Here is a 22982-nt window from a genome sequence, read left to right on the forward strand (position 1 = left end):
CTCATCCCTTTCGCCTGGGACACCAGCCTATCGAGTGGCGAGGTGCGTGTGGATGTTCTGCGCCAGCACCGGTCCGATGCCCTGCACCTCCTCGATCTGTCCCGGCTCGGCCGCCCGCAGGGCCGTCACGGATCCGAAGTGCTTGAGCAGCACCTTGATGCGAGCGGCGCCGAGCCCCGGGACCTCGGCGAGCACCGTGGTGATGTCGTTGCGGCGCTTCTTTCGCTGATGGACGATCGCGAACCGATGCGCCTCGTCGCGCAGGCGCTGGAGCAGGTAGAGCGCCTCGCTCGTGCGCGGGAGGATCACGGGGAAATCCTCGCCGGGAAGCCAGACCTCCTCGAGGCGCTTCGCGATGCCGCACACGCTGATCTCCGGGTGCCCCGCGTCGCGCAGGGCACGCGCGGCCGCTTCGACCTGCGGCTTGCCGCCGTCGACGAGGAGCAACTGCGGCCGATAGGCGAAGCGAGGCTTCTTGCGACCGGGCTCGCCCTCGACCTCTCCCTCGACGCCGTCGAGCAGCGGGTCGCTCACGACGACCGGGTCCGGGCGGTCGAGATACGCCAGCCGACGGCGCAGGACCTGGTACATCGAGTCGGTGTCATCCGTGGTCTCGGCGATGCCGAAGGAGCGGTACTGGTCCTTGCGCGGGAGGCCGTCTTCGAAGACCACCATCGAGGCTACGACGTTCGTCCCGCCCAGATGCGAGATGTCGAAGCACTCGATGCGCAGCGGAGCCTCGTCCATGCCGAGAGCTTCCTGCAGGTCGGTGAGCGCCTGCGTTCGGGCGACGTAGTCGCTGGTGCGCCGCGTCTTGTAGCGGATGAGGGCTTGCTGCGCGTTCAGCGTGGCGGTGCGCATGAGATCCGCTCGCTGGCCACGCTGGGCGACGGCGATCTCGACCTTCTTGCCGCGACGCTCGCGGAGCCACTCCTCCATCTCGGGAGCGTCGTCCGGCAGCGAGGGCACCAGGATCCGCCGTGGCACGTCGGCGGCATCGCCGTAGGCACGCTGGAGCACCTGATCGACCAACTCGGCACCCGAGATGTCGATCTCCTTCTCGATCGTCATCGCCCGGACGCCGCGCACACGACCCCCACGGATCACGAAGTGCTGAACCGCCGCGGCGAGCTCGTCCTCGGCGATACCGAAGAGGTCGGCGTCCTCATCGGATGCCAGCACGAGGGCGCTCTTCCCGAGCACCGCCTCGATCGCGGAGAGCTTGTCGCGGTACTTGGCCGCCGCTTCGTAGTCCATGGCCGCGGAGGCATCGAGCATCCGCTTGCGGAGGTCGCGAGTGAATCGCTCGTCGCCTCCGGCCATGAACGCCACGAAGTCGTTCACCATCGCGCGGTGCTCCTCGATGGTCACCGTCATCGAGCACGGCCCGCCGCACTTGCCGATCTGCCCGGGGAAACAGGGGCGTCCCGTCTGCATGGCGCGCTTGTAACTCGCGTCGCTGCAGGTGCGGATCGGAAACGCCTTGATCATCAGGTCGATCGTCTCGTGCACCGCCCAGACCTTCGGATACGGGCCGAAGTACCGCGCCCCCGGAATCTTGCGATTTCGGGTGACGAGCACGCGCGGCGCCTCGTCGCCGAGGGTCACCGCCATGAACGGGTAGGACTTGTCGTCCTTATAGCGGACGTTGAACGGCGGATCGAACTCCTTGATCCACATGTACTCGAGCTGCAGTGAGTCCACATCGGTCGAGACGACGGTCCATTCGACCGAGGAGGCGGTCGTGACCATGCGCCGTGTGCGCTCATGGAGCGTGCGCAACGGCGCGAAGTAGTTCGAGAGCCGCTGGCGGAGGTTCTTCGCCTTCCCGACGTAGAGCACCCGCCCATCGGCGTCACGAAAACGGTACACACCGGGATCGGTCGGGATCTCTCCCGGCCGCGGCTTGTACGGAAGCACGTCGGCCATCAGCTGGCCTTGCGCGCGGCGCGCCCATCCCCGAGGATCTCGGCGAGGAACTGCCCGGTGTGACTCTCCTCCACCCGGGCGATCTGCTCCGGGGTGCCCGTCGCCAGGATCTCGCCACCGCCGGAACCACCCTCGGGACCGAGGTCGATGACCCAGTCGGCGGACTTGATGACGTCGAGGTTGTGCTCGATGACGATCACGGTGTTGCCCTTGTCGACGAGTCCGTTCAGCACCTCGAGGAGCTTGCGCACGTCTTCGAAGTGCAGACCGGTGGTCGGCTCGTCGAGCACGTAGATGCTTCGACCGTTGCTGCGGCGCTGGAGCTCGGTGGCGAGTTTCACGCGCTGCGCCTCTCCGCCCGAGAGCGTCGTAGCCGACTGACCCAGGCGCACGTATCCGAGTCCCACGTCGACCAAGGTCTTCATGTAGCGGTGGATCGCCTGGATGGGCTCGAAGAACTCCGCAGCCTCTTCGATCGGCATCTCGAGGACCTCGGCGATGTTCTTCCCCTTGTAGTGCACGGCGAGCGTGTCGCGGTTGTACCGCTTGCCGTGGCACACCTCGCAGTCCACGTACACGTCGGGGAGGAAGTTCATCTCGATCTTGATCGTGCCGTCGCCCGAGCACGCCTCGCAACGGCCGCCCTTGACGTTGAAGCTGAAGCGACCCGGCTGGTAGCCGCGCACCTTGGCCTCGGGGGTCTCGCTGAAGAGCGAACGGATGCGGTCGAACACACCGGTGTAGGTCGCCGGGTTCGAGCGCGGCGTGCGTCCGATCGGTGCCTGATCGACATGCACCACCTTGTCGAGATTGTCGAGACCGGTCACGCGGGTGTGCTTGCCGGGCACGGTACGGGCACCGTTCAGCCGGGACGCGAGCACCTGGAAGAGGATGTCGTTGACCAGCGACGACTTGCCCGAGCCGCTGACGCCGGTGACAGCCGTGAGTACACCCAGCGGGAAGCTCGCATCGACGTTCTTGAGGTTGTTCTCGCGAGCCCCGATCACGTTGAGCATGCGCTTGCGGTCGAGTTTGCGCCGCTTGGTCGGTGTCGGGATCTCACGACGACCGGAGAGGTACTCCCCCGTCATCGACGACCGGTCGTCGAGCAGAGCCTCATAGGGACCCGAGTGCACGACCTCGCCACCGTTGACACCGGCTCCCGGGCCGATGTCGACCACCCAGTCGGCCGCCTCGATCGTCTCCTCATCGTGCTCCACCACGATGAGCGTGTTGCCCAGGTCGCGCAGCTTGAGCAGGGTGTTGATCAGACGCCGGTTGTCGCGCTGGTGGAGACCGATGGACGGCTCGTCGAGCACGTAGAGCACACCGGTCAGACCCGATCCGATCTGCGTCGCCAGCCGGATGCGCTGCGCCTCACCGCCGGAGAGAGAGCCGGCGGACCTGCTCAGGTTGAGGTACGAGAGCCCCACCTGAAGCAGGAAATCGAGTCGCAGACGGATCTCGCGCAGGACCTGAGCGGCGATCTTCGCCTCTCGCTCCGTGAGGGTCAGCGTCTGCATGAAGGACTGCGCATCGCTCAGGCTGAGGTGCGAGACCTCGGCGATGGAGTGGCCCTGCACCTGAACCGCGAGGACCTCCGGCTTCAAGCGATCGCCGTCGCAGACGGGGCACGGCACCTCGCGGAGGTACTCGCCCCACCGACCGCGCTGCGTGTCGGACTCGGCCTGCAGGTACTGCCGCTCGATGTAAGGGACGACGCCCTCGAACCCGGAGGCGTACCGCATCTCGCGCCCGTACCGGTTCTTCCACTTGACGGTGACCTTGTAGTTCTCGCCGCGCAGCACCGCGTCCTGGATATCGGAGTGGAGCTCGCGCCAGGGGGTGTCGAGCGAGAAGTCGAGATCGCGGGACAGACCTTCGAGCAGGCGCTCGTAGTACTGGAAGAGACCCTTGCCCTGCGTCGTCCAGGGGATGATGACGCCTTCGCGGATCGAGAGATCCTCGTCGCCGAGCATCAGGTCGACATCGACCGACATGCGCGTGCCCAGACCGGAGCACGCGGGGCAGGCGCCGAACGGTGCGTTGAACGAGAAGGTGCGGGGCTCGATCTCGGTCAGGCTGAGCGGGTGCCCGTTCGGGCAGGCGAGTTTCTCGGAGAAGGACTGCCACGCGTCGTCGCCCTCTTCGTCGACGAAATTGACCTGGACGACGCCTCCGGCAAGGCCCAGAGCCGTCTCGACGGAATCCGTCACGCGCCCGAGGATGTCATCCGACGCGACGAGGCGGTCGACGACCACGGCGATGTCGTGCTTGTAGCTCTTCTTGAGGGTGGGCGGCTCGGCGAGCTGGATGAGATCGCCGTCGACGATCGCACGGGAGTATCCCTTGGCGCCGAGCTCGCGGAAGAGGTCGACGAACTCGCCCTTCTTCTGCGACACGATCGGAGCGACGATCTGGTAGCGGGTACGCTCGGGCAGCTCCATGAGCTGATCGGCGATCTGCTGCACGGTCTGCCGCTGGATCTTCTCGCCGCACTCCGGGCAGTGAGGAATGCCGATGCGCGCCCAGAGCAGTCGCATGTAGTCGTAGATCTCGGTGATCGTGCCGACCGTCGAGCGCGGGTTCCGGTTGGTCGACTTCTGGTCGATCGACACCGCCGGACTCAGCCCCTCGATGAAATCGACGTCGGGCCTGTCGACCTGACCGAGGAACTGGCGCGCGTAGGCGCTCAACGACTCGACGTAACGGCGCTGCCCCTCTGCGAAGATCGTGTCGAACGCGAGACTGGACTTGCCGGACCCGGACAGGCCGGTGAACACGACGAGCGAGTCACGGGGAATGTCGATGTCGACGTTCTTGAGATTGTGCACGCGCGAACCGCGAACACTGAGTTTTCCGGGGGTGGCGACGGGGACGATAGGCACCGGACAAGTCTACGAGGGGCCACCGACATTGGCTCCGCAGGGCCCGGATGCTCAGGCGCCTCCGAGGCGCCGCCCCGCGAACGGCCCCAGCCCGTCACGGAGCGCCGACACTTCGTGCACGTCCATCCCGACCGCGGACATCACCTGCGCCGGCACCTCCAGCGCCCGCTCGCGCAGAGCGCGTCCCGCATCGGTGAGGGTGATGTCGAGACGCCGCTCGTCCTCCGCGCTGCGCTCCCGCGCGACGAGCCCGTCGGCCTCCAGCCGCTTGACCAGCGGCGACGCCGTGGCCGGCTCCATCGCGAGATCGGCGGCGAGATCGTTCAGGGTGCGAGGCGATCGTTCCCAGAGCGCCAGCATCACCAGGTACTGCGGGTGGGTCAGCCCCAGCGGCTCGAGGATCGGTCGGTAGATCGCCACGACGTTGCGCGCCGCGGTCACCAGCGCGAAGCACAGCTGGTTCTCGAGCCGGAGGAGTTCGTCGGATGCGTTCATCCGGCCAACTATACAACTGCCCTAATCGTTAGTACACTAATCAACATGGCACATGATCCGGAACGGGCTCCCCTGCGCACGCGCATTCGCGAGGCGGGAGGGCTGTACGCCTGGGTGAACACCAACCTCATCCGCTTCGCCGGACCGGCGTCCGTCGGCCCCTACGAGAAGACGCCCCCGCCGAGCGCCGCAGAGCGCGCCGAGCGCGCGTGCCCCCTGTGCGGAGCGCCGATGACGGCGCACGAGATCGACCGGTCCGGACCCAAGCCCCTCATCCACTGCCCCTGAGCCGAGGAAGCGCCTGCGGCCGGCGCGCGAACGGTCGACTCGCCTCAGTCGGCTCCGGCCCGCGCCGCATCGATCCAGAACAGCAGTCCGTCATCGTCGGCGATCGCGGATGGGGCGACGTCGATCCATCGCGCACTCATGGTCCGCGGGCCCATCACGGCACGCTCGGCTCCCTCGCGCAGGAGTAGCACTGCCTCGTCTTCGGCTGCGACCTTGATCAGCAGCACACCTCCCGGCCGGGCCCCGGCGAGGATCCGGCCATCGAGCAGGAATGCTCGGGTCCCGAACATCCTCCGCTCCTCGATGCCGGATGCGGGCGCGACGATCGCGCGAATCCGGTCGGCGAGTTCTTCGCCCGCAGCATCCATCCGCGCCGCCTTCACCTACCGAACGCCCTCAGGCGTGGCCGGCCCGCTCCATGGCGCGCAGTTCCTTCTTGAGGTCCTGCACCTCGTCGCGGAGTCGCCCTGCCAGCTCGAACTTGAGCTCGGCGGCAGCCGCCAGCATCTGATCCGAGAGGTCTTGGATCGTCGCCTCCAGCTGCTGTGCTCCCTCCGCGGCGATCCCCGTACGTCGGAGGTTCGGCGTGGGCGACTTACCCTTGCCGGTCGCACGCCCCCTCCCCGACATCAGCTCGGCGGTGTCCGCCCCCTCGCGTGCCAGAACGGCGGTGATGTCGGCGATCTTCTTCCGCAGCGGCTGCGGGTCGATCCCGTGCTCCTTGTTGTACGCGACCTGCTTCTCGCGACGACGATCGGTCTCCTCGATCGCCTTCGCCATCGAGTCGGTCATCTTGTCGGCGTACATGTGGACCTCGCCCGACACGTTTCGCGCCGCACGCCCGATGGTCTGGATGAGCGACGTCCCGGAGCGCAGGAAGCCCTCCTTGTCGGCATCGAGGATCGCCACGAGCGAGACCTCGGGGAGATCGAGACCCTCACGCAGGAGGTTGATTCCGACCAGCACGTCGTACACCCCGGAACGCAGCTCGCTCAGCAGCTCGACACGACGCAGGGTATCGACATCGGAGTGCAGGTAGCGGACGCGAACCCCGTGCTCGCCGAGGAAGTCCGTCAGCTCCTCGGCCATCTTCTTCGTCAGAGTCGTGACGAGGATGCGCTCGTCACGCTCCACACGCAGACGGATCTCCTCGAGCAGGTCGTCGATCTGCCCCTTCGAGGGCTTCACGATGATCTCGGGATCGACCAGGCCCGTCGGGCGGATGATCTGCTCGACGATCCCGTCGGCGATCCCCATCTCGTACTTCCCAGGCGTCGCGGAGAGGTAGACGGTCTGCCCGATGCGGTTCTTGAACTCGTCCCATCGGAGCGGACGGTTGTCCATCGCACTCGGCAGACGGAATCCGTGGTCGACGAGCGTGCGCTTGCGCGAGGCGTCGCCCTCGTACATCGCACCGATCTGGGGCACGGTGACGTGCGACTCGTCGATGACGAGGAGGAAGTCGTCCGGGAAGAAGTCGAGCAGCGTGTGCGGCGGCTCCCCCGGAGCGCGACCGTCCATGTGGCGCGAGTAGTTCTCGATGCCCGAGCAGAATCCGAGCTGCTGCAGCATCTCGAGATCGAAGGTGGTGCGCATGCGCAACCGCTGCGCCTCGAGCAGCTTCCCCTGCTTCTCGAACTCGGCGAGCCGCTCTTCCAGCTCTGTCTCGATCGTGCCGATCGAGCGCTGGATCACATCGGTTCCCGCGACGTAGTGCGACGCGGGGAAGATCGGCACGGCGTCGAGCTTCTCGATCACCTCGCCGGTGAGCGGGTGGAGGGAGTACAACGCTTCGATCTCGTCACCGAAGAGTTCGATGCGGATCGCGTGCTCCTCGTAGACGGGGATGATCTCGATCGTGTCGCCCCGCACGCGGAAGTTGCCCCGCGAGAAGTCGACGTCGTTGCGGTTGTACTGCATCGCGATGAACTGACGGATGAGCGCGTCCCGGTCGTACCGCTCCCCCACCTGCAGGGCGACCATCGCACGGAGGTACTCCTCGGGAGCACCGAGTCCGTAGATGCAGGAAACGGTCGAGACCACCACGACGTCACGGCGGCTGAGCAACGAGTTCGTCGTCGAGTGCCGCAGCCGTTCGACCTCGGCGTTGATGGACGAGTCCTTCTCGATGAAGGTGTCGGTCTGCGGGACGTACGCTTCGGGCTGGTAGTAGTCGTAGTAAGAGACGAAGTACTCGACCGCGTTGTTCGGCATGAGCTCGCGGAACTCGTTCGCGAGCTGAGCCGCGAGCGTCTTGTTGTGCGCGAGGACGAGAGTGGGGCGCTGCACCTGCTCGACGAGCCATGCGGTCGTCGCCGATTTTCCCGTACCCGTCGCCCCCAGCAGCACGACGTCGGTCTCCCCGGCGTTGATGCGCGCGGCGAGCTCGGCGATGGCCTGGGGCTGATCACCGGCGGGCGCGTATTCGCTGATGACCTCGAACGGGCGAACGCTACGGGTGGGTTCCATACGTCCAGCGTAGGCGGGGCCACCGACATCGGGGCCCGCTTCCCCTTCGGGCGAACGGCTCTCAGACTCTTCCGGAAGGAGACGCGCGCAGAGCGAGCGCCGCGATCGCCGCGGATGCGGCGCACATCGTGAGGATGCCGGCGATGAACCACTCCCATCCCAGCCCTCCGAAGACGAGACCGAGGATCCATCCGAACAGGCTCGATCCGGCGTAGTAGCCGAAATAGTAGAGCGACGATGCCTGCGCGCGCACCGCCGGATCGGCATCCGTCGGCACCCACCCGGAGGCGATCGCATGGGCACCGAAGAACCCGGCGGTGAACAGCACGAGTCCGGTGAGCACCAGTCCCGTGGTCGGCATCGCCAGGAGTACCGCGCCCGACGCGGTGACGCCGATCGAGACCAGCAGCACGGGGTAGCGTCCGAACCTGCTGGCGAGCGATCCCGCCCAGGGCGAGGAGACCGTGCCGGCGAGGTAGGCCACGAACAGCAGTGTCACCAGCCAGGCCGGGAGCAGGAACGGTGGAGCCGCGAGATGGAAGCCGAGATAGTTGTAGACCGCGACGAAGGCACCCATCAGAAGGAAACCCTGCGCGTAGAGGGCGAGCTGTGGCGCGGAACGCAGCGGACGCAGAAGTCGCGCGAGGATCCCCGGGCCGCCGCCTCGCGCCGCAGGAAGGAAGCCGCGGGCGCGCGGCGTGAGCCAGAGGAACAGAACGGCGCAGACGATGCAGACCGCGGCGACGCCCCAGACCCCCGCACGCCACCCGCCCGCCTCTCCGATGCCGCCGGCCACGAGGCGCCCCGTCAGCCCACCGAGCGTGGTGCCCGCGATGTAGCTGCCCGCGGCCGCCGCCGCGTGCGAGGAGCGGACCTCTTCGCTCAGGTAGGCGAGGGCGACGGCAGGCACGGCGCCCAGCGCGATGCCCTCCCCCAGCCGCAGGATCAGCAGCGGGAGGATGCCGTCGCTCAGCGGCGCGCAGATGCCGAGCACGGTGGCGATGATCACCCCCGTCGCCATCGCGGGGATCCGTCCGATCCGATCGGCGACCATCGACCAGGGGACGACGGCCGCCGCCAGCCCGAGCGTTGCGGCGGACACGCTCAGGGCCGCCGACGCCGGTCCGATCCGGAGGTCGGAGGCGATCTGCGGAAGGACGGCCTGGGTGGCGTAGAGCTGGGCGAATGTCGCGACGCCGGCGAAGAAGAGCCCGATGATCAGTCGGCGATACTCCCGTGATCCCGGAGCATGGCCGGTGAACGGTTCGCTCACCGCGCGCGGATCCGCTCCCACAGGGCGTCGGTGCGGGCTTCGGTCTCGTCGAGAGATCCGGACGTGTCGATCACCGCGTCGGCGATCGCGAGACGCTGATCGTCGGACACCTGGGCGTCGATGCGCTCCTTCGCCGACTTCGGGTCCATTCCGCGGATCTCGACGAGGCGACGCAGCCTCTCCGTCTCGGGAGCGTGCGCCACGACAATGAGGTCCCAGGGGTCGTCGACGCGCGCCTCCACCAGGAGCGGGACGTCGTAGACGACGACCGCGTCCTCATCGGCTGCGAAAGCCTCTTCGAAGCGCCGCTGGGACTCGGCGCGAACGGCCGGGTGCACGATCGCGTTCAGGGCGCGGAGCCGCTCGGGGTCTCCGAAGACCTGCGCACCCAACGCCGGGCGGTCCAGCGACCCGTCGTCGGCGATGACGCCGTCACCGAACTCCGCGGCGATCCGACGGAGCACGGGACTCCCCGGCGTCTGGACGTCCCGCACGATCTGATCCGCATCGACGAGGATCGCACCGTGCGAGGCGAGCCGTCGGGCGATGGTCGACTTCCCGGACGCGATGCCGCCGGTGAGCGCGATGAGGGGCATGGTCTCCATCCTGTCACGCGCGAGAACGCGGAACGGGCCGCCACCCGAAGGTGACGACCCGTTCCTGACGTGATGCTGCTTAGGCGTTGCCACCCGAGAGCTTCTCGCGGAGAGCCGCGAGAGCCTCGTCGTCGGCAAGCGTGCCCGCACCAGCGGTCTCGCTCGAGAACGACTGTCCGCCGAAGTCCTCGCCGGCCGCCGCCTCGGCCTCGGCCGCCTTGGTGACCTGAGCCTTGTGCGCCTCCCAGCGAGCCTGGGCAGCAGCGTACTCCTGCTCCCATGCCTCGCGCTGGGCGTCGAAGCCTTCCTTCCACGCACCGGTCTCGGCGTCGAAGCCCTCCGGGTACTTGTACTCGCCGTTCTCGTCGTACTCGGCGACCATTCCGTAGAGGGCCGGGTCGAACTCGGTGCCGTTGGGGTCGACCGACTCGTTGGCCTGCTTCAGCGACAGCGAGATGCGACGACGCTCGAGGTCGATGTCGATGACCTTGACGAACACCTCTTCGCCGACGGAGACGACCTGCTCGGCCAGCTCGACGTGCTTGCTGGAGAGCTCGGAGATGTGGACGAGGCCCTCGATGCCGTCTGCGACGCGCACGAACGCACCGAACGGAACGAGCTTCGTGACCTTACCCGGGGTGACCTGACCGATCGCGTGGGTACGGGCGAAGACCTGCCACGGGTCCTCCTGCGTCGCCTTCAGCGACAGGGAGACGCGCTCGCGGTCGAGGTCGACCTCGAGGATCTCGACGGTGACCTCCTGGCCGACCTCGACGACCTCGGAGGCGTGCTCGATGTGCTTCCAGGACAGCTCGGAGACGTGCACGAGGCCGTCCACGCCGCCCAGGTCGACGAACGCACCGAAGTTGACGATCGACGAGACGACACCCTTGCGGACCTGGCCCTTGTGGAGGTTGTTCAGGAACGTGGTGCGCGACTCCGACTGCGTCTGCTCGAGCAGCGCGCGGCGGCTGAGCACGACGTTGTTGCGGTTCTTGTCGAGCTCGAGGATCTTGGCCTCGATCTCCTGGCCGAGGTACGGCGTGAGGTCGCGGACGCGGCGGAGCTCGATGAGCGAAGCCGGGAGGAAGCCACGGAGGCCGATGTCGACGATGAGGCCACCCTTGACGACCTCGATGACGGTGCCGGTGACGACGCCGTCGTTCTCCTTGATCTTCTCGACGTCTCCCCAGGCGCGCTCGTACTGCGCACGCTTCTTGGAGAGGATCAGACGGCCTTCCTTGTCCTCCTTCTGGAGGACGAGGGCCTCGACCAGGTCGCCGACGGCGACGACCTCGTTGGGGTCGACGTCGTGCTTGATGGAGAGCTCGCGCGAGGGGATGACACCCTCGGTCTTGTAGCCCACATCGAGGAGGACCTCGTCGCGGTCGATCTTGACGATCGTGCCCTCGATGATGTCGCCATCGTTGAAGAACTTCAGGGTCTTCTCGACCGCGGCCAGGAAGTCCTCAGCAGATCCGATGTCGTTGATGGCGACCTGCTTGGTGGCCGGGGCGGTCGTTGCGGTAGTCATGTAGTGGGTTGTCCTTGTGAATGGAAACTCAGGCCGTGAACAGCGACCGCGCACGGCCGATATCCTGCTTCACAGCGATTGGATTGGATTGATCGTCACGAGAGCATGCGTATGCACGCCACGAGTGACGCTTCAGATTACCAGATCTCGGGATGCTGCGGGGGCTCGGGCGTCGGATGCCCGTGCGAGACTGTCCCGGTGACCGATCGCCTGATGCTGCTCGATACCGCCAGCCTCTACTTCCGTGCGTTCTACGGGGTGCCTGACAAGGTCACCGCACCGGACGGCTCCCCCATCAACGCCGCCCGTGGGTTGCTCGACATCGTCGCGAAGCTCGTCACGCTCTACGAGCCCACCCAGGTCATCGCCTGCTGGGACGACGACTGGCGTCCGCAGTGGCGCGTCGACCTCATTCCCAGCTACAAGGGTCACCGCGTCGTCGAGGTCGTCGCGGACGCCCCGGACGTCGAAGAGGTGCCCGATCCGCTCGAGGCGCAGATCCCTCTCATCCGTCAGACGCTCGCGGCTCTCGACATCCCCATCATCGGCGTCGCGGCGCACGAGGCCGATGACGTGATCGGCACGCTCGCCACGGCATCCGCCCTTCCGGTCGACATCGTCACCGGGGATCGCGACCTCTTCCAACTCGTCGACGACGCGAGCGACGTCCGCGTGATCTACACCGCCCGCGGCATGAGCAACCTCGAGATCGTGACCGACGCGACCGTCGTCGCCAAGTACGGAGTACTCCCCAGCCAGTACGCCGACTTCGCGACGATGCGCGGCGACGCCTCGGACGGCCTTCCCGGCGTCGCCGGCGTCGGCGAGAAGACCGCGGCGACGCTCCTCCAGACCCATGCCGATCTCGACGGCATCCGTGCGGCGGCCGCCGCGGGCGAGGGGATGAGCGCCGGCGTCCGTGCGAAGATCCTCGCCGCCAGCGACTACCTCGATGTCGCCCCCACGGTCGTCGCGGTGGCCACCGGACTCGACATCTCCGCGCCGGGCACGCCGCTGCACCCGCTCGACGACGTCGCCCGCGACGCGGCCGATTCTCTCGCCGCGAAGTGGAATCTGACCTCCTCGATGAACCGCGCGATCGCCGCGATCGAGAAGGTCACCGGTTCCGCCTGACCCTCATTCCGCCCACGCGAGCAGACGCTCGAGCCCCCAGGTCGTCACGATCCGGGATGCCGGCACCCCCGCGCGCTCCGCTCGCTCGGCGCCGTGGTCGAGAAGCGACAGCTGACCGGGGGCGTGCGCATCCGAGTCGATCGAGAAGAGGCATCCGGCTTCGAGAGCGAGCGCGATCAGCTCGTCCGGAGGATCCTGACGCTCCGGGCGGGAGTTGATCTCGACGGCGACGCCGTTCTCGGCGCAGGCCGCGAACACGGCGGCCGCGTCGAACTCCGACGGCGGGCGGGTGCCGCGCTCACCCTGCACCAGGCGCCCCGTGCAGTGGCCGAGCACGTTCACCCGCGGGTGCGCCACCGCCGCGAGCATCCGACGGGTCATGGAGCGGGCATCCATCCGCAACTTCGAGTGCACGGACGCGACGACGATGTCCAGATCGCCGAGAAGCCCGTCCTCCTGGTCGAGCACGCCGTCGTCGAGGATGTCGACCTCGATGCCGGCCAGGAGCGTGAAGCCGTCGCCGGACTCGGCCCGGACGAGAGGGATCTGCTCGCGCAATCGCTCCGCCGAGAGCCCGCGTGCCACCCGCAGGCGCGGCGAATGATCGGTGATCGCCTGATACTCGTGTCCCTGCGCTCGCGCTGCGGCCGCCATCACCGCGATCGACGTCGCCCCGTCCGACCAGTCGGTGTGCGCGTGGAGATCGCCGCGCAGCTTCCGCCGCAGGTCGGAGAGGCGCTCCGGCTCCACGTCGCCACGGAGCTCGACCAGATAGTCGGGGACCATGCCCTCCTGCGCCTGACGGATCACCGAGAAGGTCGACGCACCGATCCCCGGGGCCGCACGGAGACGGTTCGGATCTGTGCGCACGTCCGCGGGTAATGACTCGAAGACCGCGGCTGCCTGTCGGAAGGCCTTGGCCCGATATCTCGACGCCCGCTCGCGCTCGAGCAGCGAAGCGATCTCGAGCAGTGCGGCGACCGGTTCCATGATGCGCCTCAGCCGGCGGCGAGCTCGCGGCTCACGCCGATCCACTCGTCGAGCTTCGACAGCGCCCGCCCGTCGTCGATCGCGGCGGCCGCACGCTCGTACGCGCTGCGCAGCCGTTCGAGGATCGGACGCTGCACCTGAGCCGCGTCCTGGGAGAGCTCGAAGGCGACGATGCCCGCGGCGGCGTTCAGCAGCACGATGTCGCGCACCGCTCCGCGCTCCCCCTCGAGCGTGCGACGCAGGATGGTCGCGTTGTGCTCCGGCGACCCTCCGAGAAGGTCCGAGAGTTCGGCGAGCGGGATGCCGAGGTCACGCGGATCCAGATCGTGCTCGTGCACATCTCCTCGGGTGACCTCCCAGATCCGGCTGTGTCCGGTGGTGGTGAGCTCGTCGAGTCCGTCATCGCCGCGGAAGACCAGCGCGGTGGCGCCGCGCGTGCGGAACACTCCGGTGATCAGGGGCACGCGCTCGAGCTGCGCCACGCCCACGGCGTTCGCCTCGGCACGAGCCGGATTGCAGAGAGGGCCGAGCATGTTGAACACGGTGGGCACGCCGAGCTGCGATCGCACGGCTCCCGCGTGCTTGAAACCGGGGTGGAACGCACCCGCCCAGGCAAAGGTGATCCCCGTGCGGTCGAGGATGGACGCCACGGCGGCCGGATCGAGCGTGAGCTCGAGCCCGAGAGCGCCGAGCACATCCGAGGAGCCGGACGCCGAACTCGCCGCCCTGTTGCCGTGCTTCACGACCGGGATGCCCATCGCACCGATAATGATGGCGGCGGTCGTCGAGACGTTCACGGTGCCGACACGGTCCCCACCCGTGCCGACGATGTCGAGGACGTCCGGCGACACCGGGAGCGGGACGGCCGCTTCGAGGATCGCATCGCGGAAACCGACGATCTCGTCGATCGTCTCGCCCTTCGCACGCAACGCGATGAGGAATCCCGCCAGTTGGGCTTCACTGACATCGCCCCGCATGATCTGACGCATGGCCCACGTCGACTCCCAGACGCTGAGGTCGCGACGCTCCAGGAGAGTGGTGAGCACATCGGACCAGGTCAGGGATTCAGCCATGTGTGCGATCCTATCGGCGCCGAGAAAACGTGCATCTCGTCTGTCACGGATGCCGACGGCCGGAGCACCCGCGATTTCCCGCGGATTCACCGACGATTCGCAGTGTTTTCTTAGGGTTACCTAAGTGAAAAGCGGGCGAAACGAGGTGTCCGGGTGCAAGAATCACCCCCGGGAATCGGCCATAATGGAACGGTGACGACCTCAGCGACGTATGCCCCGGCGGCGAGAACCATCAAGCGGCCCAACCCGGTAGCTGTCGGCACCATTGTGTGGCTCGGCAGTGAAGTGATGTTCTTCGCGGGACTCTTCGCGATCTACTTCACGCTCCGAAGCACCTCCCCCGAACTCTGGGCCGACCGGACCGAACTGCTGAACGTGCCGTTCGCATTCGTGAACACCGCGATCCTCGTGCTCTCGTCGTTCACCTGCCAGATGGGCGTCTTCGCAGCCGAGGACCTCCAGGCCTACAAGATCGGCAAGGGCCAGAAGAACGGTGCAGGCCGTCGCCGCCTGTTCGGCTGGGGCATGGTCGAGTGGTTCTTCCTCACCTTCGCCCTCGGCGCGGTCTTCGTCTCGGGTCAGGTCTGGGAGTACGCCCAGCTCGTCGCCGAGGGAATGCCCATCAGCGCCGACTCGTACACTTCCGCGTTCTACCTGACCACCGGCTTCCACGCACTGCACGTGACGGGCGGGCTCGTCGCGTTCCTGCTCGTCATCGGACGCGCGTTCGCCGTCAAGAACTTCCGGCACAAGGAGGCGACCTCCTCGATCGTGGTGTCCTACTACTGGCACTTCGTCGACGTCGTCTGGATCGTGCTGTTCGTCGTAATTTACTTCCTGAAATAAGAGCGGAGCTGATCCCCGAGATGGCACGAGAGAAGAAGCGCCGTTCTGGCGGTCGCCGCAGCCCCCTGGCTGCCGCGGCCCTCATCGGAGCAGGCCTGATGATCACCGGCGCCGTGTACGCCGGCGCATCCGCGGCCTTCGCCGCGACCGACACGCAGACCGCGGCGACCACGCTGACCGTCGAGGACGGCGAGAAGCTGTTCCAGGCGAACTGCGCCACCTGCCACGGCCTCGACCTGCAGGGCACGCCCAACGGGCCGAGCCTCTACGGTGTCGGCGAGCTCGCCACCGAGTTCCAGCTCTCCACGGGCCGCATGCCCCTGCAGATGCAGGGACCGCAGGCTCCCCAGAAGGAGCCGCAGTTCACCGAGGACCAGATCCTCGCGATCTCGTCGTTCGTGCAGTCCACGGCCCCCGGCCCGACCTTCCCCGAGGAGCGCATCCTCGACGGTGAGGGCGACGTGGCTCACGGAGCCGAGCTCTTCCGCGTCAACTGCGCGATGTGCCACAACGTGGCCGCCGCCGGTGGAGCGCTCACCGAGGGCAAGTACGCCCCGGCCCTGACCGAGACCAGCGCGCTGCACATGTACGCGGCCATGGTGACGGGCCCCCAGAACATGCCCGTCTTCGGCGACATGAACCTGTCGGACGAAGACAAGCGCGACATCATCTCGGCTCTCCTGTACCAGCAGCAGTCCGTGCAGATCGGCGGGTTCTCCCTCGGATCGCTCGGACCGGTCTCGGAGGGCCTGTTCGTCTGGATCTTCGGCATCGGCGCACTCGTCGCCATCACCGTGTGGATCACGGCGAAGTCCAACTGACGCTTAATCATCGAAGAGGAACGTACGAGGAGCACCATGGCACACGACGACGACTCGCAGGCTCTTGACAGGGCCTACCAGCCCTCTCCGGGGCTGGGCGTCGCAGTCAGCGACCCTGTGCAGAACCCGGGCCTGCCGCCGCACCGCGAGCGGATGACCGACAAGGACCCGCGCGCGGAGAAGGCAGCGGTCCGCACTGTCTACACGCTGTTCTACCTGTCTCTCGCGGGCAGCATCTGGGCGGTCGCCGCCTACATGCTGTTCCCGATCGAGAGCGGCGCTCTCATCGACATCCGTCAGAACAACCTCTTCATCGGACTCGGCATCGCCCTGGCGCTGCTGTCCCTCGGCCTCGGAGCGATCCACTGGTCGAAGGCGCTCATGTCCGACAAGGAGCACATCGAGCACCGTCACCCGACGCGCGGCAAGGACTCGACCCGCGAGGCCGCGATCAAGGCGTTCTCCGACGCCAACGAGGAGTCCGGCTTCGGACGCCGCACGATGATCCGCAACTCGCTGTTCGCAGCGCTCGTCGCGTCGATCATTCCCGGCGTGACGCTGTTCCGCGGCCTGGCCCCGCATGCCACCCCGGAGGACCCCTACGCGGGCGACCCGGTGCACCTGCTCAAGCACACCATGTGGGAAGAGGGAATGCGCCTCGTCCGCGACCCGGACGGCACGCCGATCCGCGCCGCCGACGTCACGCTCGGTTCCGCCTTCCACGTGATCCCGGCCGACCTGGCCGAGCTGAGTCACCACGACGGCTACCTCGAGGAGAAGGCGAAGGCCATCGTGCTGATGATGCGTCTGCGCCCCGAGCAGCTGATCGAGGCCGAGGACCGCAAGGACTGGTCGTACGACGGCATCGTCGCTTACTCCAAGGTGTGCACCCACGTCGGATGCCCGGTCGCGCTCTACGAGCAGCAGACCCATCACCTCCTCTGCCCCTGCCACCAGTCGCAGTTCGATGTGACGGATCACGCCAAGGTCATCTTCGGACCGGCCGCGCGCCCGCTGCCTCAGCTGCCCATCACCGTCGACGACGAGGGCTACCTCGTCGCGCGCAGTGACTTCACCGAGCCCGTCGGCCCGAGCTTCTGGGAGCGCCATTGAGCACCGCAACGCTGTCCAAAGAGGACAAGGACACCAAGGCGCCTCTCGGCGGCCGATTCGTCGGCGCCGCGTCGAACTACATCGATGAGCGCACCAGCCTCTCCGGCTTCGTCAAGGAGCTGGGGCGCAAGATCTTCCCCGACCACTGGTCGTTCATGCTGGGTGAGATCGCCCTGTGGAGCTTCGTCGTCGTGTTCCTGTCCGGAACCTTCCTGACGTTCTTCTTCCAGGCGTCGATGGTCGAGACCCACTACACCGGTGCGTACGCTCCGATGCGCGGCATCGAGATGTCCGCGGCGCTCGAGTCGTCGCTCCACATCTCGTTCGACCTCCGTGGCGGTCTGCTCGTCCGTCAGATCCACCACTGGGCCGCCCTGGTCTTCGTGGCCGGTATCGGCGTGCACATGCTCCGCGTGTTCTTCACCGGCGCATTCCGCAAGCCGCGCGAGCTCAACTGGGTGATCGGCTTCGTGCTGTTCATCCTCGCTCTCGCCGAGGGCTTCACGGGATACTCCCTCCCCGACGACCTGCTCTCGGGTAACGGTCTCCGCATCATCGACGGCATGGTCAAGGGCCTCCCGCTCATCGGCACCTGGACCTCGTTCCTCCTCTTCGGCGGCGAGTTCCCCGGTACCGACATCGTCGGGCGCCTGTACTCGCTGCACATCCTGCTGCTGCCGATGCTCGTGATCGCCCTGATCGTCGTGCACCTCATGCTCATGATCATCAACAAGCACACGCAGTTCGCCGGCCCCGGCCGCACGAACGACAACGTCGTGGGCTACCCGATGATGCCGGTGTACATGTCGAAGATGGGCGGATACCTGTTCATCGTCTTCGGCACCATCGTGTTGATCGCGACCTTCTTCCAGATCAACCCGATCTGGAACTACGGCCCCTACGACCCCTCCCCCGTGTCCGCCGGAACCCAGCCCGACTGGTACATCGGCTTCGCGGACGGCGCGCTGCGTCTGGCGCCCTCGAACTGGGACGTCGTCTTCCTCGACCACACCTGGTCGTTCGGCATCCTCGCTCCGGTCGCCGTGCTCGGACTCTTCATCGTCGCCGTCGCGATCTACCCCTTCATCGAAGCGTGGATCACCGGTGACAAGCGCGAGCACCACATCGCGCAGCGTCCGCGCAACGCGGCGACCCGCACCGCCATCGGCGTGGCCGGCGTCATCTTCTACGCCGTGCTCTGGGCTGCAGCCTCTTCGGACCTCATCGCGACGCACTTCATGCTCACGATGGAGGGTGTCATCCACACGCTCCAGGCGCTGCTGTTCCTCGGGCCGATCCTCGGTTACTTCGTGACCAAGCGCATCTGCATCGCGCTGCAGAAGAAGGATCGTGAGATCGTTCTCCACGGCTTCGAGTCGGGACGCATCGTCCGCCTTCCCGGTGGCGAGTTCATCGAGGTGCACCAGCCGGTCGATCAGTACGACCGGTGGAAGCTCATCGACGTCGACGGCTACGAGCCGCTCGTCGTGCGCCCCAACGCCAAGGGCCGCATCCCGTGGACGGAGAACCTCCGGTCGTCGATGTCGCGCTGGTTCTTCGAGGACCGTCTCGCGCCGCTCACTCAGGCCGAGGTCGCAGCCGCGGATGCACACCAGCACCACGTCACGGCTCACAACGAGGAGACCGAGGTCGCCGAGATCCAGGGAGCTCACGAGCGCGCCGGATTCCCGGATGCCCCGCTCGAGGCGACCGAGGACCACGTCGACGAGACGCCGAACACCCCGAGCACGGTCATCGCGACCGAGCCCGTGAAGAAGCCTCGCAAGAAGAAGTCGGAGGACGGCGAGTAACGTCCCGCCGCTCCCCCTCTCGAAGGGCCCTGTCCACGCGGACAGGGCCCTTCGATGTTCCCATGGGAGGATCGAAGCATGACGTCCGTAGTGCGACTCATCCGTTCCGACTCCCTCGCCGACACCCCGTACGCCTATGCCGCGACGGCTCCCGCCGGCTCCCGCCTCATCTTCCTGGCCGGCGCCTGCCCGCTCGAAGACGATGGCTCCACGACCGCCCCGGGCGACTACGCTGCACAGGCAGCGCGCTGCGTCGAGACCCTGCGGGGCGCTCTCGCCGCGTCGGGCGCCGCACTGACAGACGTCATCAGCACGCGCGTGCTGGTGGCCTCCACACGCCGAGCTGACCTCGTCACCGCCTGGAACGTCGTAGAAGCGGCATTCGGATCCCACGATGTCCCGAGCGCCCTTCTCGGTGTCACGGTGCTCGGGTACGACGACCAGCTGGTCGAGATCGAGGCGATCGCCGCGGTGCAGGGAGACTGACGGTGAGCGGCACAATCCGCCCTGCGCTCTCGACCGACGCCGAACACCTGCAGGCGATCGAGTCGGCAGCGGATGCCCTCCTCATCGACGCTCTCGGCGCCTGGGAGTGGCCCGACGCAGAGGACGGCGCGGCCCGCCTCGCGGCTCCCGGGTTCACCCTGCTCATCGAAGACGAGGACACGCGCTCCCCCGTCGGATTCGTGCATGTGCTCGACGCGGACGGACACGCGCACCTCGAACAGCTGTCGGTGACTCCCTCGGCGGGACGGCAGGGGCACGGGCGCGCTCTGGTGCGCGCCGCCCTGCGTGAGGCGCACGAACGTGGCTACTCCCGTGTCACACTGCGTACGTACGCCGAGGTGCCCTGGAACGCACCGTTCTACGCCACCTGCGGATTCCTCGAGAGCCTCCCCGAGACGGCTTTCCAGCGGGCTCTGATCGACACCGAAGCAGAGCTCGGGATCGATCGCTACGGTCGCCGGGTGCAGATGACGGCCGAGGTCGACGACCGGACGCACCTGGCCGGAAAAGACCCACGAGCGACCGAATGATGAGCGCGGACCGACCTGTGCCTCTCCTACTCTGAGAGACATGATCGATCGCGCCGACTACTTCGCCGCCAAGCTCGCCTACGAGACCGACGCCAGTGACGTCCATGCCGACCTTAGAGCGGGGAAGCCGCTGGTCGTGATCGACGTGCGCTCCGCCGAAGCCTGGGCCCAGGGACGCGTCGCCGGCGCGACGCACATGCACTACAGCGAGATCGAGACCCGAGCGCCTGCAGAGCTCCCTGCCGACAGCGAGGTCGTCGTCTACTGCTGGAGTCCCGGATGCAACGCCGGCGCGAAGGCGGCCCTCGCCTTCGCCCGCCTCGGCTACGCGGTGCGCGAGATGATCGGTGGATTCGAATACTGGGCTCGAGAAGGTTATCCGGTGGAGGACGCGGATGGCGTGCACCGCCGGCCCGTCGACCCGCTCACCGGAATCCCTCGGATACGCAGCCGTTCGTGACGCAGAAGAGGCCCCCGGGATTCCCGGGGGCCTCTTCGTTCGTTCGCCCGATCAGCGAGCGAAGTTACCGCGGTAGTACTCGTACACCCAGCCGACGATCGCGACGACGAAGATCGCCAGGCCGATCGGCAGGAGGAAGTGTCCGACAGCCAGACCGACCACGAAGACACCGGCGGAGGCCGCCAGCACCAGCGGCCACCACGACCACGGGCTGAACTCGCCGAGCTCGGGGTCGCCGTCGTCGATGTCCGACGTCAGGATGTCTTCCGGCAGCTCACCACCCTGCGCATTGTGCGTGCGGTCGAGGTAGAACGCGATCATCGCGCCCATGAAGGCGGCGAAGAACAGTGCGGTCGTGCCGACCCACTCGATCCGCATCGCGAAGTTGTCGTCCGGCGTCGCGAGGATGTGCCAGCCGGTGTAGATCACTCCGACCAGGGCGAAGAAAGCGGTGAGAATCCACCAGAGGATGACGTTGTCGCGCATGGCTCAGTGGACCTCTCGCTCGCCCGGAGCCGTGGTGGCGAACTCCGCTGCTTCGGGGTGATTCAGGTCGAAGGCCGGGCGCTCGCTGCGGATGCGCGGGATCGACGTGAAGTTGTGACGCGGCGGCGGGCAGGAGGTCGCCCACTCGAGCGATGCTCCGTAGCCCCACGGGTCGTTGACGGTGACCTTCGGCGCCTTGCGGGCCGTGATCCAGACGTTCAGGAAGAACGGCAGCATCGACGCGCCGAGGATCATCGCACCGATCGTCGAGACCTGGTTCTGCCAGGTCCAGCCATCGGCCGCGGAGTAGTCCGCGTAACGACGCACCATGCCGTCGACGCCCAGCCAGTGCTGGATGAGGAAGGTCATGTGGAAGCCGATGAACAGCATCCAGAAGTGGACGTAGCCGAGACGCTCGTTGAGCATGCGTCCGGTCCACTTCGGCCACCAGAAGTAGAAGCCGGCGAACATCGCGAACACGACGGTTCCGAAGACGACGTAGTGGAAGTGCGCCACGACGAAGTAGGAGTCAGACAGAGCGAAGTCCAGCGGCGGGGCCGCCAGGATGACACCCGTCAGACCGCCGAAGACGAACGAGACGAGGAAGCCGAGCGAGAAGACCATCGGAGTCTCGAAGGTCACGGACCCTCGCCACATCGTGCCGATCCAGTTGAAGATCTTCACACCCGTCGGCACGGCGATGAGCATCGTCATCAGCGCGAAGAACGGGAGAAGCACGGATCCGGTGACGTACATGTGGTGAGCCCACACGGCCACGGAGAGAGCGGCGATCGCGATCGTCGCGTAGACGAGCGTCTTGTAACCGAAGATCGGCTTGCGGCTGAACACCGGGAAGATCTCCGAGACGATGCCGAAGAACGGCAGCGCGATGATGTAGACCTCGGGGTGCCCGAAGAACCAGAACAGGTGCTGCCAGAGCAGGACGCCGCCGTTGGCCGGGTCGTAGATGTGGGCACCGAGCACGCGGTCGGCGCCGGCGGCGAAGATCGCGGCGGCGAGGACCGGGAATGCCATCAGGATCAGGAGGCTCGTGACGAGCGTGTTCCAGGAGAAGATCGGCATGCGCCACATCGTCATGCCTGGTGCGCGCATCGTGATGATCGTGGTGATGAAGTTCACCGCACCGAGGATGGTGCCGAATCCGGAGATTCCGAGTCCGAGCATCCACAGGTTTCCACCCGCTCCCGGCGAGAACGAGGCGCTCGCGAGGGGCTGGTAGGCGAACCATCCGAAGGACGCCGCACCCTGAGGGGTGAGGAAGCCGGCGACGGCGATCGTCGATCCGAACAGGAAGAGCCAGAAGGCGAAGGCGTTCAGGCGCGGGAACGCGACGTCGGGCGCGCCGATCTGCAGGGGCAGGATCGCGTTGGCGAAGCCCGCGAACAGCGGCGTCGCGAACATCAGCAGCATGATCGTGCCGTGCATCGTGAACAGCTGGTTGTACTGCTCCTTCGTCGGGATGATCTGCATACCCGGAGCGAAGAGCTCGGCGCGGATGACGAGGGCCATCACGCCTCCGAGGAGGAAGAACAGCACCGAGGCGATGAGGTACATGTACCCGATCGTCTTGTGGTCGGTGGAGGTGATCCACTTGACGACGATGTTGCCCTTCTGCTCGACGCGCGAAGAGCTCATGAGCGAGGCCTGGCGCGGGGGCAGAGTCGTGGGACGGGAGCGGTTCGCCTCGTCGGTGCGGGGTGCTTCAGTCGTCGACATGG

The 22982-nt window shown here is 66.9% G+C and carries 21 protein-coding genes; 9 read left to right on the forward strand and 12 right to left on the reverse strand.

What is annotated here, in order from left to right; all coding sequences use genetic code 11:
• Positions 1–27: 27 nt before the first annotated feature.
• From uvrC to KV396_RS16520, 3 genes are read right to left on the reverse strand one after another with little or no spacing between them, the layout of a single operon-like run.
• Positions 28–1929 (reverse strand): excinuclease ABC subunit UvrC, encoded by a 1902-nt coding sequence (gene uvrC, locus KV396_RS16510; protein ID WP_247956390.1) that lies wholly within the window; start codon positions 1927–1929, stop codon positions 28–30.
• Positions 1929–4817 (reverse strand): excinuclease ABC subunit UvrA, encoded by a 2889-nt coding sequence (uvrA, locus tag KV396_RS16515; RefSeq protein ID WP_247631975.1) that lies wholly within the window; start codon positions 4815–4817, stop codon positions 1929–1931. Before uvrA ends, uvrC begins: the two co-directional genes overlap by 1 nt.
• Before the next feature lie 51 nt (positions 4818–4868).
• Positions 4869–5312: a MarR family winged helix-turn-helix transcriptional regulator gene (locus KV396_RS16520; RefSeq protein ID WP_247956391.1), complete on the reverse strand. Its 444-nt coding sequence runs from the start codon at positions 5310–5312 to the stop codon at positions 4869–4871.
• Between the two features lie 45 nt (positions 5313–5357).
• Here KV396_RS16520 and KV396_RS16525 point away from each other — a divergent pair, with 45 nt between their 5' ends.
• Entirely contained in the window at positions 5358–5600 is a 243-nt protein-coding gene (locus tag KV396_RS16525) for a hypothetical protein (protein ID WP_247622122.1), read from the forward strand.
• A 44-nt stretch (positions 5601–5644) separates the two neighbouring features.
• Here the strand turns inward: KV396_RS16525 and KV396_RS16530 are convergent, their stop codons facing one another.
• The 5 genes from KV396_RS16530 to rpsA form a co-directional block, all read right to left on the reverse strand.
• Positions 5645–5968, reverse strand: coding sequence for a TfoX/Sxy family protein (locus KV396_RS16530; protein ID WP_247622121.1), 324 nt, complete (start codon positions 5966–5968; stop codon positions 5645–5647).
• A 28-nt stretch (positions 5969–5996) separates the two neighbouring features.
• The gene (gene uvrB, locus KV396_RS16535) at positions 5997–8069 is read right to left on the reverse strand and encodes an excinuclease ABC subunit UvrB (RefSeq protein ID WP_247622120.1); all 2073 of its coding nucleotides are present in this window, start codon (positions 8067–8069) and stop codon (positions 5997–5999) included.
• 61 nt (positions 8070–8130) lie between these two features.
• Positions 8131–9342: an MFS transporter gene (locus tag KV396_RS16540; protein ID WP_247956392.1), complete on the reverse strand. Its 1212-nt coding sequence runs from the start codon at positions 9340–9342 to the stop codon at positions 8131–8133.
• The gene (gene coaE / locus KV396_RS16545; protein WP_247956393.1) at positions 9339–9938 is read right to left on the reverse strand and encodes a dephospho-CoA kinase; all 600 of its coding nucleotides are present in this window, start codon (positions 9936–9938) and stop codon (positions 9339–9341) included. Before coaE ends, KV396_RS16540 begins: the two co-directional genes overlap by 4 nt.
• Positions 9939–10017: 79 nt before the next feature.
• Positions 10018–11472, reverse strand: coding sequence for a 30S ribosomal protein S1 (gene rpsA, locus KV396_RS16550; RefSeq protein WP_247622117.1), 1455 nt, complete (start codon positions 11470–11472; stop codon positions 10018–10020).
• Positions 11473–11670: 198 nt separating this feature from the next.
• Here rpsA and KV396_RS16555 point away from each other — a divergent pair, with 198 nt between their 5' ends.
• A complete protein-coding gene (locus KV396_RS16555) occupies positions 11671–12606 on the forward strand; it encodes a 5'-3' exonuclease (protein WP_247956394.1) in 936 nt (311 codons plus the stop codon).
• Between the two features lie 3 nt (positions 12607–12609).
• Here KV396_RS16555 and KV396_RS16560 read toward each other — a convergent pair whose 3' ends face one another.
• Together KV396_RS16560 and trpD are read right to left on the reverse strand one after the other, a co-directional pair.
• The gene (locus KV396_RS16560) at positions 12610–13596 is read right to left on the reverse strand and encodes a PHP domain-containing protein (RefSeq protein ID WP_247956395.1); all 987 of its coding nucleotides are present in this window, start codon (positions 13594–13596) and stop codon (positions 12610–12612) included.
• An 8-nt stretch (positions 13597–13604) separates the two neighbouring features.
• A complete protein-coding gene (gene trpD / locus KV396_RS16565) occupies positions 13605–14669 on the reverse strand; it encodes an anthranilate phosphoribosyltransferase (protein ID WP_247631968.1) in 1065 nt (354 codons plus the stop codon).
• Between the two features lie 192 nt (positions 14670–14861).
• Here trpD and ctaE point away from each other — a divergent pair, with 192 nt between their 5' ends.
• From ctaE to KV396_RS16600, 7 genes are all read left to right on the forward strand, one after another.
• Entirely contained in the window at positions 14862–15515 is a 654-nt protein-coding gene (ctaE, locus tag KV396_RS16570; RefSeq protein WP_456085723.1) for a cytochrome c oxidase subunit 3, read from the forward strand.
• Between the two features lie 20 nt (positions 15516–15535).
• On the forward strand, positions 15536–16336 hold the full coding sequence (gene qcrC / locus KV396_RS16575; RefSeq protein ID WP_247622113.1) for a cytochrome bc1 complex diheme cytochrome c subunit: 801 nt from the start codon (positions 15536–15538) through the stop codon (positions 16334–16336).
• Between the two features lie 36 nt (positions 16337–16372).
• Complete coding sequence (gene qcrA, locus KV396_RS16580; protein WP_247631967.1) at positions 16373–17449, forward strand: cytochrome bc1 complex Rieske iron-sulfur subunit; 1077 nt, start codon at positions 16373–16375, stop codon at positions 17447–17449.
• Complete coding sequence (qcrB, locus tag KV396_RS16585; RefSeq protein ID WP_247956396.1) at positions 17446–19260, forward strand: cytochrome bc1 complex cytochrome b subunit; 1815 nt, start codon at positions 17446–17448, stop codon at positions 19258–19260. Before qcrA ends, qcrB begins: the two co-directional genes overlap by 4 nt.
• 78 nt (positions 19261–19338) lie before the next feature.
• Positions 19339–19746, forward strand: coding sequence for a RidA family protein (locus tag KV396_RS16590; protein ID WP_247956397.1), 408 nt, complete (start codon positions 19339–19341; stop codon positions 19744–19746).
• 2 nt (positions 19747–19748) lie between these two features.
• On the forward strand, positions 19749–20297 hold the full coding sequence (locus tag KV396_RS16595; protein ID WP_247956398.1) for a GNAT family N-acetyltransferase: 549 nt from the start codon (positions 19749–19751) through the stop codon (positions 20295–20297).
• Between the two features lie 40 nt (positions 20298–20337).
• On the forward strand, positions 20338–20757 hold the full coding sequence (locus KV396_RS16600; RefSeq protein ID WP_247631963.1) for a rhodanese-like domain-containing protein: 420 nt from the start codon (positions 20338–20340) through the stop codon (positions 20755–20757).
• Between the two features lie 51 nt (positions 20758–20808).
• Here the strand turns inward: KV396_RS16600 and KV396_RS16605 are convergent, their stop codons facing one another.
• Entirely contained in the window at positions 20809–21243 is a 435-nt protein-coding gene (locus tag KV396_RS16605; RefSeq protein WP_247622107.1) for a cytochrome c oxidase subunit 4, read from the reverse strand.
• Between the two features lie 3 nt (positions 21244–21246).
• Entirely contained in the window at positions 21247–22980 is a 1734-nt protein-coding gene (gene ctaD / locus KV396_RS16610) for an aa3-type cytochrome oxidase subunit I (RefSeq protein WP_247622106.1), read from the reverse strand.
• Between the last annotated feature and the right edge of the window lie 2 nt (positions 22981–22982).

The organism is Microbacterium galbinum (assembly GCF_023101185.1).
Taxonomy (GTDB): domain Bacteria; phylum Actinomycetota; class Actinomycetes; order Actinomycetales; family Microbacteriaceae; genus Microbacterium; species Microbacterium galbinum.

Excerpts from the sequence above, each read along its gene's own strand:
- uvrC (WP_247956390.1), bottom strand. The coding sequence starts at position 1,929 with ATGGCCGACGTGCTTCCGTACAAGCCGCGGCCGGGAGAGATCCCGACC.
- KV396_RS16520 (WP_247956391.1), bottom strand. The coding sequence starts at position 5,312 with ATGAACGCATCCGACGAACTCCTCCGGCTCGAGAACCAGCTGTGCTTC.
- KV396_RS16525 (WP_247622122.1), top strand. The coding sequence starts at position 5,358 with ATGGCACATGATCCGGAACGGGCTCCCCTGCGCACGCGCATTCGCGAG.
- KV396_RS16530 (WP_247622121.1), bottom strand. The coding sequence starts at position 5,968 with ATGGATGCTGCGGGCGAAGAACTCGCCGACCGGATTCGCGCGATCGTC.
- uvrB (WP_247622120.1), bottom strand. The coding sequence starts at position 8,069 with ATGGAACCCACCCGTAGCGTTCGCCCGTTCGAGGTCATCAGCGAATAC.
- coaE (WP_247956393.1), bottom strand. The coding sequence starts at position 9,938 with ATGCCCCTCATCGCGCTCACCGGCGGCATCGCGTCCGGGAAGTCGACC.
- rpsA (WP_247622117.1), bottom strand. The coding sequence starts at position 11,472 with ATGACTACCGCAACGACCGCCCCGGCCACCAAGCAGGTCGCCATCAAC.
- KV396_RS16560 (WP_247956395.1), bottom strand. The coding sequence starts at position 13,596 with ATGGAACCGGTCGCCGCACTGCTCGAGATCGCTTCGCTGCTCGAGCGC.
- trpD (WP_247631968.1), bottom strand. The coding sequence starts at position 14,669 with ATGGCTGAATCCCTGACCTGGTCCGATGTGCTCACCACTCTCCTGGAG.
- qcrC (WP_247622113.1), top strand. The coding sequence starts at position 15,536 with ATGGCACGAGAGAAGAAGCGCCGTTCTGGCGGTCGCCGCAGCCCCCTG.
- qcrA (WP_247631967.1), top strand. The coding sequence starts at position 16,373 with ATGGCACACGACGACGACTCGCAGGCTCTTGACAGGGCCTACCAGCCC.
- KV396_RS16590 (WP_247956397.1), top strand. The coding sequence starts at position 19,339 with ATGACGTCCGTAGTGCGACTCATCCGTTCCGACTCCCTCGCCGACACC.
- KV396_RS16600 (WP_247631963.1), top strand. The coding sequence starts at position 20,338 with ATGATCGATCGCGCCGACTACTTCGCCGCCAAGCTCGCCTACGAGACC.
- KV396_RS16605 (WP_247622107.1), bottom strand. The coding sequence starts at position 21,243 with ATGCGCGACAACGTCATCCTCTGGTGGATTCTCACCGCTTTCTTCGCC.
- ctaD (WP_247622106.1), bottom strand. The coding sequence starts at position 22,980 with ATGTCGACGACTGAAGCACCCCGCACCGACGAGGCGAACCGCTCCCGT.